The organism is Paraclostridium sp. (assembly GCF_051656405.1).
GTDB lineage: Bacteria > Bacillota > Clostridia > Peptostreptococcales > Peptostreptococcaceae > Paraclostridium.
Genome location: NZ_JBOGBV010000065.1, coordinates 1 through 17232, shown reverse-complemented (window position 1 = coordinate 17232; position 17232 = coordinate 1). Strand labels below are relative to the sequence as shown.

Annotated in this window: 18 protein-coding genes; 17 read left to right on the top strand and 1 reads right to left on the bottom strand. The window is 29.4% G+C overall.

The features are described 5' to 3' along the window. Positions 1 to 53: 53 nt before the first annotated feature. From ispE to ACRDDE_RS09485, 7 genes are all read left to right on the top strand, one after another. The gene (gene ispE, locus ACRDDE_RS09515) at positions 54 to 935 is read left to right on the top strand and encodes a 4-(cytidine 5'-diphospho)-2-C-methyl-D-erythritol kinase (protein ID WP_438627024.1); all 882 of its coding nucleotides are present in this window, start codon (positions 54 to 56) and stop codon (positions 933 to 935) included. Then, positions 928 to 1611: a GntR family transcriptional regulator gene (locus ACRDDE_RS09510; RefSeq protein WP_021428109.1), complete on the top strand. Its 684-nt coding sequence runs from the start codon at positions 928 to 930 to the stop codon at positions 1609 to 1611. Before ispE ends, ACRDDE_RS09510 begins: the two co-directional genes overlap by 8 nt. A 117-nt stretch (positions 1612 to 1728) precedes the next feature. Then, positions 1729 to 2391 (top strand): stage II sporulation protein R, encoded by a 663-nt coding sequence (spoIIR, locus tag ACRDDE_RS09505; protein WP_438627023.1) that lies wholly within the window; start codon positions 1729 to 1731, stop codon positions 2389 to 2391. Positions 2392 to 2419: 28 nt separating this feature from the next. Continuing rightward, positions 2420 to 2947 (top strand): cell wall hydrolase, encoded by a 528-nt coding sequence (locus ACRDDE_RS09500; RefSeq protein WP_438627022.1) that lies wholly within the window; start codon positions 2420 to 2422, stop codon positions 2945 to 2947. 128 nt (positions 2948 to 3075) lie between these two features. Next, positions 3076 to 4143: a D-alanine--D-alanine ligase gene (locus tag ACRDDE_RS09495; RefSeq protein WP_438627021.1), complete on the top strand. Its 1068-nt coding sequence runs from the start codon at positions 3076 to 3078 to the stop codon at positions 4141 to 4143. A 17-nt stretch (positions 4144 to 4160) separates the two neighbouring features. Then, positions 4161 to 4970 carry a glutamate racemase gene (gene murI / locus ACRDDE_RS09490; protein ID WP_438627020.1) on the top strand — a complete coding sequence of 270 codons (810 nt, stop codon included), beginning with the start codon at positions 4161 to 4163 and terminating at the stop codon, positions 4968 to 4970. A 59-nt stretch (positions 4971 to 5029) separates the two neighbouring features. Continuing rightward, positions 5030 to 5452: a DUF1934 domain-containing protein gene (locus ACRDDE_RS09485; protein ID WP_438627019.1), complete on the top strand. Its 423-nt coding sequence runs from the start codon at positions 5030 to 5032 to the stop codon at positions 5450 to 5452. Positions 5453 to 5483: 31 nt separating this feature from the next. Here the strand turns inward: ACRDDE_RS09485 and ACRDDE_RS09480 are convergent, their stop codons facing one another. Then, entirely contained in the window at positions 5484 to 6182 is a 699-nt protein-coding gene (locus tag ACRDDE_RS09480) for a polysaccharide deacetylase family protein (protein WP_438627018.1), read from the bottom strand. Between the two features lie 264 nt (positions 6183 to 6446). Here ACRDDE_RS09480 and tilS point away from each other — a divergent pair, with 264 nt between their 5' ends. The 10 genes from tilS to ACRDDE_RS09430 all read left to right on the top strand — a co-directional run bounded on the left by tilS (position 6447) and on the right by ACRDDE_RS09430 (position 17006). Further along, positions 6447 to 7835: a tRNA lysidine(34) synthetase TilS gene (tilS, locus tag ACRDDE_RS09475; protein WP_438627017.1), complete on the top strand. Its 1389-nt coding sequence runs from the start codon at positions 6447 to 6449 to the stop codon at positions 7833 to 7835. 31 nt (positions 7836 to 7866) lie between these two features. Continuing rightward, entirely contained in the window at positions 7867 to 9846 is a 1980-nt protein-coding gene (ftsH, locus tag ACRDDE_RS09470) for an ATP-dependent zinc metalloprotease FtsH (RefSeq protein WP_438627016.1), read from the top strand. 65 nt (positions 9847 to 9911) lie between these two features. Continuing rightward, the gene (locus ACRDDE_RS09465) at positions 9912 to 10889 is read left to right on the top strand and encodes a biotin--[acetyl-CoA-carboxylase] ligase (RefSeq protein WP_438627015.1); all 978 of its coding nucleotides are present in this window, start codon (positions 9912 to 9914) and stop codon (positions 10887 to 10889) included. After that, entirely contained in the window at positions 10882 to 11841 is a 960-nt protein-coding gene (locus ACRDDE_RS09460; RefSeq protein ID WP_438627014.1) for a P1 family peptidase, read from the top strand. Before ACRDDE_RS09465 ends, ACRDDE_RS09460 begins: the two co-directional genes overlap by 8 nt. Positions 11842 to 11998: 157 nt before the next feature. Beyond that, a complete protein-coding gene (locus tag ACRDDE_RS09455) occupies positions 11999 to 12595 on the top strand; it encodes an ECF transporter S component (protein ID WP_021429522.1) in 597 nt (198 codons plus the stop codon). Positions 12596 to 12612: 17 nt separating this feature from the next. Next, complete coding sequence (locus ACRDDE_RS09450) at positions 12613 to 13383, top strand: type III pantothenate kinase (RefSeq protein ID WP_438627013.1); 771 nt, start codon at positions 12613 to 12615, stop codon at positions 13381 to 13383. A 102-nt stretch (positions 13384 to 13485) separates the two neighbouring features. After that, a complete protein-coding gene (gene dusB, locus ACRDDE_RS09445) occupies positions 13486 to 14454 on the top strand; it encodes a tRNA dihydrouridine synthase DusB (RefSeq protein ID WP_438627012.1) in 969 nt (322 codons plus the stop codon). 101 nt (positions 14455 to 14555) lie between these two features. After that, a complete protein-coding gene (gene greA / locus ACRDDE_RS09440) occupies positions 14556 to 15035 on the top strand; it encodes a transcription elongation factor GreA (protein ID WP_438627011.1) in 480 nt (159 codons plus the stop codon). Between the two features lie 15 nt (positions 15036 to 15050). Then, positions 15051 to 16577 (top strand): lysine--tRNA ligase, encoded by a 1527-nt coding sequence (gene lysS / locus ACRDDE_RS09435; RefSeq protein ID WP_438627010.1) that lies wholly within the window; start codon positions 15051 to 15053, stop codon positions 16575 to 16577. Between the two features lie 225 nt (positions 16578 to 16802). Then, positions 16803 to 17006 (top strand): hypothetical protein, encoded by a 204-nt coding sequence (locus ACRDDE_RS09430; protein WP_438627009.1) that lies wholly within the window; start codon positions 16803 to 16805, stop codon positions 17004 to 17006. Positions 17007 to 17232: the final 226 nt, after the last annotated feature.

The following is a 17232-nucleotide window of genomic DNA, read 5'->3' as shown; positions in this document are numbered from 1 at the left end:
ATAATGTATACTATAAATACTTATGGTCGTTATAGCATAATAAGGAGGAAAGCATGAACTCTATAGATTTAAAGAGCAGAGCTAAGGTTAATTTATCAATAGATGTGCTTGGGAAAAGAGCTGATGGTTATCACATTGTAGAGATGATAATGCAAACAATAGATCTATATGATAAGTTAAAAATAACTGAAATAGAAGAAAACTCAATATTAATAAAAAGTAATAGTGTAGATATACCTTTAAATGAAGATAATATTATGTATAAAGCTGCAAATTTACTAAAAAATAAGTTTAATATAGAAAAGGGAATAGAAATTTCTATAGAAAAAAATATACCTGTAGCAGCAGGAATGGCAGGAGGAAGCTCTAATGCAGCTGCAGTTTTAGTAGGCTTGAATAAATTGTGGAACTTGGGGTTAAGTGAAAATGAATTAAAGGATATTGGGTTAAAGTTAGGAGCTGATGTTCCGTTTTGTATAACTGGAGGAAGTGCATTAGCAGAAAGTATAGGGGAAGAATTAACTAATATAAAAGGATTAACTGAAGATTTAAATATATTAGTATGTAAACCTAATATATTTGTATCAACAAAGGAAGTTTACCAATCTTTGAATATGGACAAAGTTAAAAGAAGACCTAAAAATAAAGAACTTATAGATGCTTTACAAAATGAAGATGTTAAATTTATTTCTGAGAATATGGTGAATGTATTAGAAGAAGTTACTTCTTTGAAATACTCAGAAATAGGACAAATAGAAGATATAATGATCAAAAATAAAGCATTAGGATCTATGATGAGTGGAAGTGGCCCTACAGTTTTTGGGTTATTTGACAATAAAGATTGTGCACTTAAAGCCAAAGAAGACTTACAGGCTAAGTACAATCAGGTTTATCTAGTTAAAAGCAGCAATAAAGGAGTTGAAATTTATGGATAGCTTAACAAAATTAAATTTAGACAATTATAAACCGTTAAGAGATGTAGTTTTTGAAAACTTAAGAGAAGCTATTTTAGAGGGGCAATTAAAACCAGGACAAAGACTTATGGAGGTTCAATTAGCTGAGCAATTAGGTGTAAGTAGAACTCCTATAAGAGAGGCTATTAGAAAACTAGAACTAGAAGGGCTTGTAGTTATGTTACCGAGGAAAGGTGCATATGTAGCTAATATGTCATTAAAAGATATAATAGATGTATTAGAAATAAGATCGAGCCTAGAAGGTTTAGCTGCATATTTAGCGGCAGAGAGAATACATGAAGAAGATGCTAAAAAATTACAAGATATAGCAGAAGATTTTAAACGTAGCATCGAAAGAAAAGATGAAATTGATGTACTATTAAAAAAAGATGTTGAGTTTCATGAATGTATATTCAACGCGACTAAAAATAAAAAGTTAAGTCAAATAATAAATTCACTTTGGGAACAAGTTCATAGATTCAGAGCAACATATATATCTGATTTTGACACATCATATAATTTAGTAGAAGAACATGAGAGAATTTTAAAAGCTATAATATCTGGTAATAATGAAGATGCTAAAAAATATGCTATAGAGCATATAGAAAAAGCTGAACAATTTATAATAGAGAGAGCTATGAATAATAAAAATATATAAAGAAAAAGACTGTTTAAATTAACAGTCTATTTTTTTGTCTTTTTTTTAACTGTATGAATAAAAAATATATATTAGGAGATACTCAAGATATTAAAATATATTAGGGGGATATATATTATGAAAAGGATAAAGTTAAGAATATTAGGATTGAGCGTTTTATTAATAACTATGATTATAATGAGTACTATATATATTTTTGGGGAAGTAAATAAAGTTGAAAGAGTTTCAAGCAATTATAAAGATAAATTAATAAGATTTCATGTTTTAGCAAATAGCGATAGCGATGAAGATCAGGCATTAAAGTTGAAAGTAAGAGATGAAGTTATTAAATTTTTACAACCGATGTTAAAAAAATCAAATAGTATTGAGGAAAGTGAAAAAATAATTTTATCTCAGAAAAAAAACTTAGAAAAAATATCTAAAAATATTATTGAGGAAAATGGGTATACTTATGAAGTAAAGGTCAATCTTGAATATACTAATTTTCCTGCCAAACAATATTCAAATATAGTTTTACCAGCAGGAGAGTATAAAGCTTTAAGAATCATTATAGGGGAAGGTCAAGGTAGGAATTGGTGGTGTGTGATGTTTCCTCCGCTATGCTTTGTTGATGAAAATAATGGTGTTATAGACAAGGAGACAGATGAAAAATTAAAAAAGGTATTAACAGATGAAGAATATAAGTTGATATCAGGAGAAAATATTGAAAAGGCATCTAATAAAAAAATCAAATTTAAAATATTAGAAATACTAGAGGATTTAAAGTCTAATAAGAAATAATATATTTTAAAGGAGTGGATTTTACGACATGAAGTATCACACCAAATTCTTTTTAGCGATGTGTACTCTGCTAATTTTAACATTTAATAGTAACAATGTATTTGCTGATAGCAATACACAAAATAGCTATAGAATTGAAAGTAATAAGTTCGTTAGCAATAATAAAGAAGATAAATCAGAATCAAAAGAAGTTATAAGTATTACAAATGATGAACTGTATTTATTATCCAAATTAGTATCTAGTGAAGCTAGAGGAGAAGAATATGAAGGACAAGTTGCCGTAGCGGCAGTTGTAATAAATAGAGTTTTAGATCCTAGATTTCCAGATAATATAAAAGATGTTATTTATCAAAGAAATGCATTTTCAGTAGTAGATAATGGGGAAATTTATAAGGATCCAACAGATAGTGCATATAAAGCAGCTAGAGAAGCCTTATATGGAAGTGATCCTACTAGTGGAGCAATATATTTTTGGAATCCGGAAATTTCAACTTGCAACTGGATTAAAAAACTAGATCCATATAAAAGAATAGGAAATCATGTATTTGCAAAATAGATAAATATTAAAAATAAAGGAGTAACTACTCCTTTATTTTTTTTGTTAAATGAACTATAATAATCACTTAGATAATAAAAACGCATATAATTATAAAAATACAAATTAAATTAGAAGGGTGAAATAAGATGAGAAAATTAAGTGTAGCATTAATTTTCGGTGGAAAATCCGGTGAACATGATGTTTCAAGAATTTCAGCTTCATCTATATTTAAGAATATAAATAAAGAAAAATATGATATACACACAATAGGAATAACTAAAGACGGAAAATGGATGTATTATAGTGGTTCCTCAGAAAATATTGCTAATGGAAAATGGGAAGAATTAGCGGATAAAACTGTTAAAATTAATTTGATACCTAATGGGAATTCTAAAGTAGGTATAGAGTTTAATGATGGAAGCTTTAAACAGATTGATGTTTTATTTCCTGTACTTCATGGACCTTATGGAGAAGATGGAAAGATACAAGGGTTGTTCGAGATAAGTAGTATTCCATATGTTGGATGTGGAGTTTTAGCGTCTAGTGTAGGTATGGATAAACTTATATGCAAGAAAGTATTTACTCAAATTGGATTACCTCAAGTAAATTATACTTATACAACTAAATGGGAATTTGATATAAGTAAGAATGACGAGCTTGATAGAATAGAGCAGACTTTAAATTATCCTATATTCGTTAAGCCAGCTAATATGGGCTCTAGTGTAGGTATATCAAAGGTATCTGATAGAAATGAACTTTTAAGTGGAATAAATGAAGCTTTAAAATATGATAGAAGAATAGTATTGGAACAAGGTATAGATGCAAGAGAAATTGAAGTTGCTGTTTTAGGAAATGATGAAGTTAAATCATCAATAGCTGGAGAAATAATACCTGCAAAAGATTTTTATGATTATGAAGATAAATATATAAATGGAGTATCTAAGCTAGAAATACCTGCTAATATTAACGCAGAAACTATGATGAAAATAAGACAAATGGCTATAGATGCTTTTAAAGCTATAGACGGTAAAGGTCTTTCTAGAGTAGATTTTTTTGTTGATAAAAAAGATGGAGAAATTTATATAAATGAAATAAATACTTTACCAGGATTTACAAATATAAGTATGTATCCAAAGCTTTGGGATGCAACAGGAGTACAATACACTGACCTTATAGACAATTTAATAAAATTAGCTATAGAGGATAGACAATAGAAGAAGGTGCATGTTAGATGAATAATAATTCAATTGGAGTTTTTGATTCGGGATTAGGAGGACTTACAGTTTTAAAAGAAATAACTAGTATACTTCCTAGTGAAAATATAGTGTATTTTGGAGATACGGCTAGAGTTCCTTATGGATCAAGATCTAAAGAAACAGTTATTAAATATACTTTTCAAGCTATTAACTTTTTAATATCTAAAGGTGTTAAGGCGATAGTAATAGCTTGTAATACAGCGACAGCTAGAAGTTTAGAATTAGCACAAGCAAAGTATGATATACCTATAATAGGTGTTATAGAAGCTGGAGCTAGAACGGCTGCCTATACTACTAAAAATAAAGTTGTAGGAGTTATAGGAACAGAAGGAACTATAAATTCAAAAGCTTATGAGGGCGAAATTCATAAGTTAGACGATAAAATAAAAATAATCGGTAAAGCGTGTCCATTATTTGTTCCTATAGTTGAAGAAGGATGGGCAAATACGGAAGTTGCAGAATTAACAGCTAAAAAATATTTAGAAGAGTTACAGGCTTTAAATATAGATTCGTTAGTTTTAGGATGCACTCATTATCCGCTTTTAAAGAAAACTATAAATAAAGTATTAGAGGGTAAAATATCTTTGGTAAATCCTGCTAGAGAAACGGCTAAAGATTTAAAGGATGTTTTAACTAAAAGTAATTTGTTAAATACTAATGTAGATAAAGAAGGGTACTATAAATATTACGTATCTGATATACCTGAAAGATTTGCATCTATAGGTAAAGAGTTTCTTAATCGAGAAATAACGGATATAGAACAAGTTGAAATTCAAAAATATTAGTGAAAGTATAAACTTTAGGTGAATTTCACCTAAGGTTTATATTATTATGGAGGTTAAATATGATAGATGTAAATATATCTATGAATACAAAACAATATGACAATTTAGGTAATGAAGATTTAATAGAAGTTACATCTAAAGGAAGTATGTATGAGAAAAATAATGATATATATATAGTTTATAAAGAAGAACTAGAAAAAGGGTCAGTTCATGTAACAACTACGATAAAAATTTCAGGAAATGAAGTTTTTATAAAAAGATTTGGAGATATTAAATCAGATATGAAGTTTGTTCAAGGAGAGGAGACAATAACTAAATATAGAACTCCTCAAGGGTTATTTGATATAAAAATAAATACTCAAAAACTAGAAATAAATAAATTAAATAAATCGATACAGTTAAATATAGAGTATAATATGTGTATAGATGGATTATTTGAAGGAATAAATAAAGTGAGTATATATGCAGAAGAGCTTAATTAAAAGCTGACTAATAATTAGTCAGCTTTTAAAATTAATAGAAATTTCTATTCCACCAATTCATTGGAGTTTGGTTTTGGTCTATGATTTTAATTTCATAATTGTTGTTTTTAAGATATTCTAATACACTAGGCAAAGCTTTTACAGTTGTTTGTTTGTCATGAAACAAGATAACTGAATTCCCAGACTCATTTAAGGAATTTTTAGTGTTAGAAACTATAGATGATACAGTGGCATTTTTATGTGTATCTGTGCTATCTATACTCCAATCCCAAAGATTATAACCAGAGTTAACTAAACTATCGTATTGATTTTTTGTTAGGTAAGGTTTACTACCATAAGGAACTCTAATTAGTTTAGTATCATAACCTGTTAAGTCTTTCAGTGTATGTCTTGTATTATTAATTTCGTTTAAAGCAGACGAACCAGAAGAATAAAATACTGCTTTTTCATGGCTTTGACCATGCAAGCCTATTGAATGACCTTCTCTAAGCATCCTATTGACGATGTCGGGATATAAGGTTATTCTATCTTCTAAGACAAAAAAAGTTGCTTTCATATTATACTTGCTTAATAAATCTAATATTTCAGGAGTATTTTTATTTGGACCATCGTCGAATGTAATATAAGCAGTCTTTTTATCGACCTTTGTGTTTTCTAAACAATGGGAATTAATTGAAATAAAAGATACAAATACAAATGATGTAATTAAAACTGATAAAATTTTTTTCATTTTGATTACTCCTTACTTAAAAAATTAATTTTGTAAAATAGTATTTTATACTCTTATTGTATGATATTATTTTAATTATATTTAAGTAATGTGAATTTTGTATTGATGGAATTAAATGTATGTAAAAAAACTACCCCTGGATTAATTTATTTGGTATTATATTATTTAACAAGGTTTTAAAATAAAATAATTTATACAAGGATTTAAGAAGTTTTTATAGAAAGTATACTTGAGTCAAAAAACTAAGTATAAGAGGTATGATTTATGATAGTAGATAGAGTACGAAGTACTATAAATAAATATAATTTATTACAAAAGGGTGATAAAATAGTATTAGGTCTATCAGGAGGACCAGACTCAGTGTGTTTATTGCATGTATTAAAGCAACTAGAGGAAGAATACGATATTTCTATATATGCAGCACACTTAAATCACCAAATAAGAGGTATAGAAGCGCAAAAGGATGTTATGTATATATCTCAATTATGTGATAGTTTAGGTGTTAAATTTTTTGTTAAATCAATAAATGTACCTGAATATTGCAAAAAAAATGGATTATCAATAGAAGAAGGCGCTAGAAAATTAAGATATGAAATGTTTTATGAGATAAAACAAAAAACTAAATCAAATAAAATAGCAATAGGACATAACTTAAACGATCAAGCTGAAACTATTCTTATGAGAATGATGAGAGGCACTGGATTACAAGGATTAAAAGGTATTGAATATAAGAGAGATGAAACTATAATTAGACCTATTCTTGATATAGAAAGAAGTAGTATAGAAGCATATTGTGAGGAATATAATTTAAATCCGAGAATAGATAGTACAAATTTAGAAAACATATATACTAGAAATAAAATAAGATTAGATTTAATTCCTTATATGCAAGAAAATTTTAATACTAATGTGATTGAATCTATATGCAGAATGGGTAATAACTTAAAGCTAGATAATGATTATATTGAAGAAGAAGGAAATAAAAAGTTCAAAGAGGTTTCAAAATTAAATAATAATGCAAGTGTTGAAATCATATTAGATAAATATATGGATTTACACAAAGCAATAAAAAGTAGAATAATTAGAAATTCTATTAAGTATATTTTAGGAGATACTAATTTTGTAGATCAAAAGCATATAGAAGATGTATTTGATTTAGAGAATGAAGAGAAAATAAATAAAAAATTAGTTTTACCTAGAGGTTTGTTTGTATATAGAAATAATGATAGTATATTATTTACGAATGAAGAAATAACATATGAAGATTTCGAATTTAATTATAATGTCCCTAAAGATGGAGTTATAAAGATAAAAGAAACTGGAGTCTTTATAGAAACTAAGACAATGAGTGTTGAAAGATTTAAAAGTATGAAAGCTGATAAATCCTCTAAAGGATTTGATTTAGATAAATTTAAAGGAGGGATAGTAGTAAGAAATAGAGAATCTGGGGATAAAATAAAACTTGCAGGAGGAAGCAAGAAATTAAAAAGTTTATTCATAGATTTGAAAATACCTAGGGAAGAAAGAAGTAAAATTCCCGTGTTGGTAGATAATGAAGAAGTAGTTTGTGTTGGAAATTATAAGATTAGTGAAAATTATAAAATTGATGCAAATACAAAAGAAGTCTTAAAGATTACCTTTAAGAAACTATAAATTAAAACAACTTACGAAAGGAGGGCTTCTTTTGAATAAGATTTTAAAGGGAGCAGGTTTCTATCTACTTATATTTATAATTATCGTGGGGATAGTACAGTTCTCAGGTAGTCCAACAGAGAAAGTAGAAGAAATGAAGTTTTCAAGTGTCTACAGAGAGCTTATGAAAGAAAACATATCTAGTATAAAGATTGTAGAAGACACGGTTATAGAGGGAACTATAAAGAGTACAAATAAAAAGTTTAAAACATACATACCACAAGAGATTCAATCAGAAAAGCTTGCAGATCAATTATTAAAACAAGCTAACGAAGGTAAATTACAATTAATTGGGGCGCCAAAACCAACAACTCCTTGGTTCTTTGATATAATACCATCGCTACTTATGCTTTTCTTTGTATTAATACTATGGTTTGTATTTATGAATCAGTCTCAAGGTGGAGGCGGAAAAGTTATGAACTTTGGAAAATCAAAAGCGAAAGTTCATAAAGATGATGATAAAACAAGAGTTACATTTAACGATGTAGCAGGACTTAACGAAGAAAAAGAAGATTTACAAGAAGTCGTTGATTTCTTGAAAAATCCGAAAAAATATATTGATTTAGGAGCTAGAATACCTAAAGGTATATTAATGGTTGGACCTCCAGGAACTGGTAAAACATATTTATCAAGAGCAGTTGCAGGAGAAGCGGGAGTTCCGTTCTTTAGTATAAGTGGATCAGATTTCGTTGAAATGTTTGTTGGGGTAGGAGCTTCAAGAGTTAGATCTTTATTTGAAGATGCAAAGAAAAATGCTCCAGCTATAATATTTATAGATGAAATTGATGCGGTTGGTAGAAAAAGAGGTGCAGGTCTTGGTGGAGGCCATGATGAAAGAGAGCAAACTCTTAACCAATTACTAGTTGAAATGGATGGATTTGGTGTTAATCAAGGTATAATAATAATGGCTGCAACAAACAGACCTGATATATTAGACCCAGCACTTTTAAGACCTGGTAGATTTGATAGACAAGTGGTTGTAGGAGCACCGGATGTAAAAGGTAGAGAAGCTATATTTAAGGTTCATTCTAAGAATAAACCATTAGCAGAGGATGTTAAGATTGAAGTTCTTGCAAGAAGAACTCCAGGATTCACACCTGCAGATATAGAAAACTTAATGAATGAAGCTGCTATACTTACAGCTAGAAAAAGAGAAAAGAAAATCCATATGGAAACTATAGAGGAAGCTATAACTAAGGTAATAGCAGGTGTTGCTAAAAAATCTAGAGTTATAAGTGAACCAGAAAGAAAGTTAACAGCGTATCATGAAGCAGGTCATGCTGTATGTGCACATGTTCTTAAACATGTAAGTCCTGTTCATCAAGTTACAATTGTCCCTAGAGGAAGAGCTGGTGGATTTACAATGCAACTTCCAGTTGAAGATAAATTCTATGCTACTAAGAATGAAATGAAAGAAAACATAATTGTTTTACTTGGTGGTAGAGTTGCAGAAGAGTTAACTTTAGATGATATATCTACAGGAGCTTCAAACGATTTAGAAAGAGTTTCAGCAACTGCTAGACAAATGGTTACTAAATATGGAATGAGTTCTGAATTAGGACCTATGACATTTGGAGATGGAGAAGAAGAAGTATTCTTAGGAAATAGTATAGGTAGCAAGAGAAACTATTCTGAAGAAGTTGCATTTGAAATAGATAAAGAAATAAAAAATATCGTTAATGTAGCTTATAAAAACACTAAACAATTATTAACTGATAATATGGATAGATTAGAATATGTAGCTCAAGCATTATTAATATACGAAACATTAGATGCAGATCAGTTTATAAAAGCATTTAATAAAGAATTATCATTAGATCCTAAATTAGAAAATGCTGCAACAGAAGAAACTATCAATAAAGAAGATGCTATTGAAGTTGATTTTAAAGAGGCAAAGAAAGATGAAATTCAGGATGTAGATGTTAACAATAACGATAATGTAGATAATGACAAAGATCAAATAGATGAGTAATAAAAAATGAGGCTAGGGTTTTCCCTAGCCTTTACTTTAATTATTAATTAGATAGAGGTGTTATTTTGAGAGAAAAAATTGTTAATTTATTATTAAATAGTGATTTGGAATTTATATCAGGAGAAGAAATTTCAAAACAATTAGGAATTTCTAGAACAGCTGTGTGGAAGCATATTAATGTTTTAAAAGAACAAGGATATGAAATAGAGTCAGTTAACAAAAAAGGATATAGATTAAAAGAATCACCAAATGATATTTTAAGTAAAGAAAACATACTACATAATCTTAAAACTAAGTTCATAGGAAGAGAAATAATACATTTTGATTCTATAGATTCTACTAATAATTATGCGAAGTCAATAGCTAACGAAGCTATAGATGGAACTGTGATTATAAGTGAAGAACAAGTAAGTGGAAGAGGTAGGTTAGGAAAGTGCTGGCACTCTGAAAAGCATGAAGGAATATGGATGAGTATAATTTTAAAACCGAATATACTTCCTATGCATGCTCCTTTTATAACTTTAGTTGCTGGAGCAAGTATAGTTAAAGCACTAAGAGAGTTAGGTGTAGAAGCTACTATAAAATGGCCTAATGATATTATATTAAATGGAAAGAAAACTTGTGGTATACTAACAGAACTTTCGGCGGAGATAGAAAGAGTTAATTATATTGTTGTAGGTATTGGGATAAATGTAAAAACTATTAATTTTTCTGAAGAGATAGGAAATATTGCAACATCAATACAGAGAGAAGGATATGATATATCAAGAGTTGATATTGTTAGAAATATACTTAGTGAATTTGAATTAAAGTACAATTCGTATATAAATGAAAATGATAAAGATTCTACGCTAGATGTATGTAAAAATTACTCTGCGATTATAGGCAAAGAAATATATACCATAAAAAATAATTTTAAAGAGCAAGTTACGTGCATAGATATAAATGAAAATGGAGATTTAGTAGTTAAAGATAAAAATGGAAAATTAAAAGAGATTATATCTGGCGAAGTTTCTATAAGAGGAGAGCATGGATATGTTTAATAATATTTTAGACGTAAAAGGTATAAAAGTTGGCCAGGTAGAGGATAAAGAAGGATTAACAGGATGCACTGTTATTATATGTGAAGAGGGTGGAGTTTGTGGGGTTGATGTTAGAGGATCAGCTCCGGGAACTAGAGAAACTGATTTATTAGACCCTATAAATATGGTTCAAAAAGTCCATGCTATTGTACTATCAGGAGGTTCTGCTTTTGGATTGGAATCTACATGTGGCGTTAGTAGATATCTAGAAGAAAAAGGAATAGGGTTTGATGTTAGAGTAGCGAAAGTTCCTATAGTTACTGGTGCAGTTTTATTTGATTTAGGAGTAGGAGATCATAAATGTAGACCAGATATAGAGATGGGGTATAAAGCTTGTCAAATAGCTAATAATATTGAACTTAAGCAAGGGAATTATGGTGCTGGATGTGGAGCTACAGTTGGAAAGATAAGAGGGAGTGAGTTTTGTACAAAGGGAGGTATAGGGAGTTATTCGATTAAACTAGATAATGGATTAGTTGTTTCTGCAATTATAGCTGTGAATGCATTTGGTGATGTATATGAAAATGGACAAGTTATAGCTGGGGTTTTAAATGATGATAAAACTGATTTTTTAAATACGTATGATTTAATGAAAAAAGGTGTAAATAAGGGTGGTTTTAATATAGATAATACTACTATAGGTGCAGTTGTAACAAATGCTAAGTTATCAAAAGCTGAATGCAAAAAAATATCACAAATGGCTCATAATGGTTTTGCTAAATCTATATTTCCTATACATACTCCTCATGATGGAGATACAATATTCACATTATCAACGGGCGAAGTTGAAACTGATATAACATTATTAGGTTCAATTGCAAGTGAAGTAGTGGAAAAAAGTGTAATAAGTGCAATAAAAAATGCCTCAAAAACTAATAACATACTATCGTATAATGAAATTAATTTGAAATAAGAATTATTGACAATGTTATTTCATATTGATAAAATTGTTTTGTTGCAGCTGGCATCCATAAAAAAATAGGAGCCTGACTGATTTATTGTATAGATAATTTATTAGTAAAAAAACAAAAAGTCCGGCATCTATAAGAGCTGGAACGGAGGTATATTTTATGATGAAAACACAGGTTCAAACAAGAAAGAAAATAAATGTTAGACAAATGGCGATAATAGGTATGTTATCTGCCATATCGATAATGCTATCAATGACACCTTTAGGATTTATACCAATTGGACCCATTGATGCAACTATAATGCATATACCTGTAATAATAGGTTCCATAATAGAAGGACCTGTGGTAGGTGGAATAATAGGATTTATTTTTGGATTTACAAGCTTTATAAGAGCTATTACAATGCCAAAGCCAACTTCATTTGTATTTATGAATCCTTTTATATCTATACTACCTAGAGTTATAATGGGAATTGTGTCATTCTATGTATATAAAGGTGTATTTAAAATAATGAAAAAAACATCAGTTGCAGGTGCTTTTTCAGGATTGATAGGTTCTCTTATAAATACATTTGGTGTTTTAGGAATGGTATATTTCTTATATGCACAAAGATACGTAGAAGCTATAGGAGGAGACACATCCACGGCTGGAGCTGTAATATTAGGTATTGCTACTACTAATGGAATCCCCGAAGCTATAATTGGAGCTTTAGTAGTATCTGGAGTTGTAGCTATACTAAAGAAAAGCAAAAAATAGAAAGAAGGTTAGAGTAGATGCTTTTAGTATTTGACGTTGGTAATACAAACATGGTCTTAGGTATATATGAGGGAAAAGAGTTAAAAAATTATTGGAGAATTAGTACGGATAAAGCAAAGACATCTGATGAATATGGGATGTTAATAAATAATTTATTTCAATATGATAATGTAGACAAAAATTCAATAAAAGATATAATAATATCATCAGTTGTACCTAATGTTATGCATTCACTTGAAAATTTCTGTGTGAAGTATTTCAATAAACAACCTTTAATAGTTGGACCTGGTATAAAAACAGGATTAAATATTAAATATGATAACCCTAAACAAGTAGGAGCGGATAGAATAGTAAATGCTGTAGCTGCTATAGAAAAATATAAATCACCGATGATAATAATAGATTTTGGAACAGCTACAACATTTTGTGCAATATCAGAAAAGGGAGAATACTTAGGCGGAACTATAGCGCCGGGTATAAAGATATCAAGTGAAGCTTTATTCCAAAGAGCATCAAAACTTCCTAGAGTTGAACTGTTAAAACCTGGAATGACGATTTGTAAAAATACAGTTTCAGCTATGCAATCGGGGATAATATATGGATATGTGGGATTAGTAGATAAGATTATAGCTATGATGAAAAAAGAACTAGGAAATGACGATATAAAAGTAATAGCTACTGGAGGACTTTCATCATTGATAGCATCAGAAACTGATAGTATACATTGTGTAGATAAAAATTTAACCTTAGAGGGATTAAAAATTATTTACAATAAAAATAAAGAATAGTAACAGGGAATTGGATTTTACATCCAGTTCCTTTTTTATGATAAGATTATTAAATAAATTGGGTATATTTATAATAAAATATATTAACAAAGGAGACCGTATATGAAAATAGGAAATGTTACGTTAGACAATAGAGTGTTTTTATCTCCTATGGCAGGAGTAACAGATTTACCTTTTAGACTTATATGTAAAGAACAAGACTGTGGAATGTTGTATACAGAGATGATAAATGCGAAAGCTCTTTGCTATGATGATCAAAATACTAAAAAAATGCTTAAAATAGAAGAGGAAGAACATCCTGTAGCAGTGCAAATTTTTGGATCGGATCCAGCTTTTATGGGTGGTGCGGCAGAAATACTAAATGAATACCCTAATGAAATTCTAGATATAAACATGGGATGCCCAGCTCCTAAGGTTATAAAAAATGGGGATGGATCAGCTCTTATGAAAAATCCTAAGTTAGCTGAAGAAGTTTTAAAATCTGTTGTAAAGAACTCTAAAAAACCTGTTACTTTAAAGATTAGAAAAGGCTGGGATGACAATAATATAAATGCAGTTGAAATAGCTAAAATCGCAGAAGCTTCTGGGATAAGTGCGTTAGCTATACATGGAAGAACTAGAGAACAATATTACTCAGGAAAAGCAGACTGGGATATAATAGCTAAAATAAAAGAAAATATAAATATACCTGTAATAGGTAACGGAGATGTTTTTGAAGTTGAAGATGCTATAAATATGATAAATAAAACTAATTGTGATGCTATAATGATAGGTAGGGGAGCTCAAGGTAACCCATGGATATTCAAAAGAATAAATCATTATATGAAAACAGGCGAGATTTTACCAGAGCCTACAGGTGAAGAAAAAATCAATGCAGCTTTAAAACATCTTAAATTAGCAATAGATGAACATGGAGAATATGTAGCTGTAAGAGAAATGAGAAAACATATTGCATGGTACTTAAAAGGACTTAGAGGTTCGGCTAGATTAAGAGATGAAATTAACAAGATAGAAAGCTATGAAGAAGTAGTAAACAAGCTATGTGACTACTTATCACACTCCTTGACATAAGGGGGATAGTAATTTATAATATAGCGCAGAAATAGTATAAGATATAAAATTAATTTTGTTTAATGTTAAATAAAAATCAAAGAGAAGGAGTTGTAGGGGTTATGGAAGATAATAAGGAAATATTATTAACTCAAGAAGGATATCAAAAATTAGAAGATGAGGTTGAACATCTGAAATCAGTAAGAAGAAGAGAAGTTGCTGAGAGAATAAAGGTAGCTATATCTTTCGGAGATATATCAGAGAATGCTGAGTATGACGAAGCTAAAAATGAGCAAGCACAAGTTGAAGAAAGAATAATGAAGCTTGAAAATATGCTTAGAAAAGCAGTTATAATAGATGAATCTAAAATAGATTCAAATATAGTTACTATAGGATCTATAGTTAAGGTTAATGATGTGGAGTTTGAAGAAGAAGTAGAATACACGATAGTTGGTTCTGCAGAAGCTGACCCGTATGAAGGTAAAATATCTAACGAATCACCTGTAGGAAAAGCTCTTTTAGGTAGAGCTAAAGGAGAAGTAGTAGATGTTCAAGTTCCTGACGGTATTGCTAAATTCGAGATATTAGAAATAAGAAGATAATCTGGAGGTATACAAATGAATAATGATCAACAAAACGTTAATGATCAAGCTAAAGAAGAACTTACAGAAGTACTTAAAGTAAGAAGAGAAAAATTAGCTAAATTACAAGAGATGGGAAGAAATCCATTCCATATAAGTAGATATGATAGAACTAACTGTTCTACAGATATAAAAAATGACTTTGAAGCTTTTGAAGGTAAGGTTGTTAAACTAGCTGGACGTATAATGAGCAAGAGAATACAAGGTAAAGCTGGATTTATAGACATACAAGACCAAGAAGGAAAAATACAGTGCTATGTAAGATTAGATAGAATAGGTGAAGAAGAATATGCTGTGTTCTCTACATATGATATAGGTGACATAATAGGTATCGAAGGAGAAGTATTTAAAACTAAGAAAGAAGAGATATCTATAAAAGCTAATGATGTAAAATTATTAACTAAGTCTCTTCAAGTTCTTCCAGAAAAATATCATGGATTAAAAGATCAAGATTTAAGATATAGACAAAGATATGTTGATTTAATAGTTAACCCAGAAGTTAAAGATGCTTTCGTTACAAGAACTAAAGCTATGAAAGCTTTAAGATCTTATTTAGATGAAAGAGGATTCTTAGAAGTTGAGACTCCTATATTAAATACTATAGCTGGTGGAGCGAATGCTAGACCATTTATAACTCATCACAACACATTAGATATACCAATGTATTTAAGAATAGCTAACGAGTTATACTTAAAGAGACTTATAGTTGGTGGATTTGATAAGGTATATGAAATGGGAAGAATGTTTAGAAATGAAGGTATGTCAATCAAACATAATCCTGAGTATACTGCTATAGAATTATACCAAGCATATGCAGATTATACAGATATGATGGAAATAGCTGAAAATGTAATAGCTCACATGGCTGAAGCTGCAACTGGAAGCATGAAAATAGATTATCAAGGAACAGAAATAGACTTTACACCTCCATGGAGAAGAATGACTATGGAAGAATGTGTAAAAGAGTATGCTGGAGTAGACTTCTCTACTATAGATACTGATGAAGAAGCATTAAAAGTAGCTAAAGAAAAAGGTATAGAAATAACTCCTGGTATGAGAAGAGGAGAAGTTATCAACGCTTTATTTGAAGAATTTGGTGAAGATAAGTTAGTTCAACCTACATTTATAACTCATCATCCAGTAGAAGTTTCTCCGCTTGCTAAGAGAAACGTAGAGGATCCTAGAAGAACAGATAGATTTGAAGCTTTCGCTAATAAGTGGGAGTTAGCAAATGCTTTCTCTGAACTTAATGACCCTATAGATCAAAAAGGAAGATTTATGGATCAATTAAGAAAGAAAGAATTAGGTGACGATGAAGCTTGTGATATGGACGAAGACTTTGTAAATGCACTAGAAGTAGGTCTACCTCCAACAGGTGGTCTAGGAATAGGAATAGATAGAGTTATTATGTTATTAACAAACGCTCCATCTATAAGAGACGTTATATTATTCCCTACAATGAAACCTATAAAAGAAAACTCTGTAGATGAAATAGAAGAGTAAATAATAGATTAGAACCTTTCTAAATAATATTTTAGAAAGGTTTTTTTATGTTTAATTCAACAGTAAAAAATTAATAGTGATATATAATTTTGAGAACAAATATTAAATGCTGAAAAAAACTGAAAGATAATATTAGAAAATGAGAAGTAATGATGAAAAGTATATAAAGGAAAATGGAATAAAAATTTAGAAGTAAGTATTAATAAAAAATTAGGGGGATTTGATATGAAAAATTTAATTAATTGGATGTGTCTTTTATCTGTTATGGGATTAGTTGTACAAGTAATGATTCATATAAGTTTAGAAATTATAAGAGAGTTTAATAGTATTAAATATAAAAAAATTAATATGAATACTAAAGGTAAGAGGGTTGCGAATACGAGGGTTAAAAGAAATAGAGAATATTATCAAGAAAAAATTGCAAAATAATTAAAAAAAATTTATAAAAAGTGTTGACGCTGTTTAATAAAGGTGATATAGTATTACTTGTCCTTAAGAAACGGACGAAACACAAAAGAAAAAATGAACTTTGAAAATTAAACAGTAGGTTAATTATAAAAATTCTTTTTAAAAGAATTAAACACAAACAACCAAGCCAGATATTCAGATAATGATTAGCTGAGCGATGGACAACTTTTTAAATTATATTTGAGAG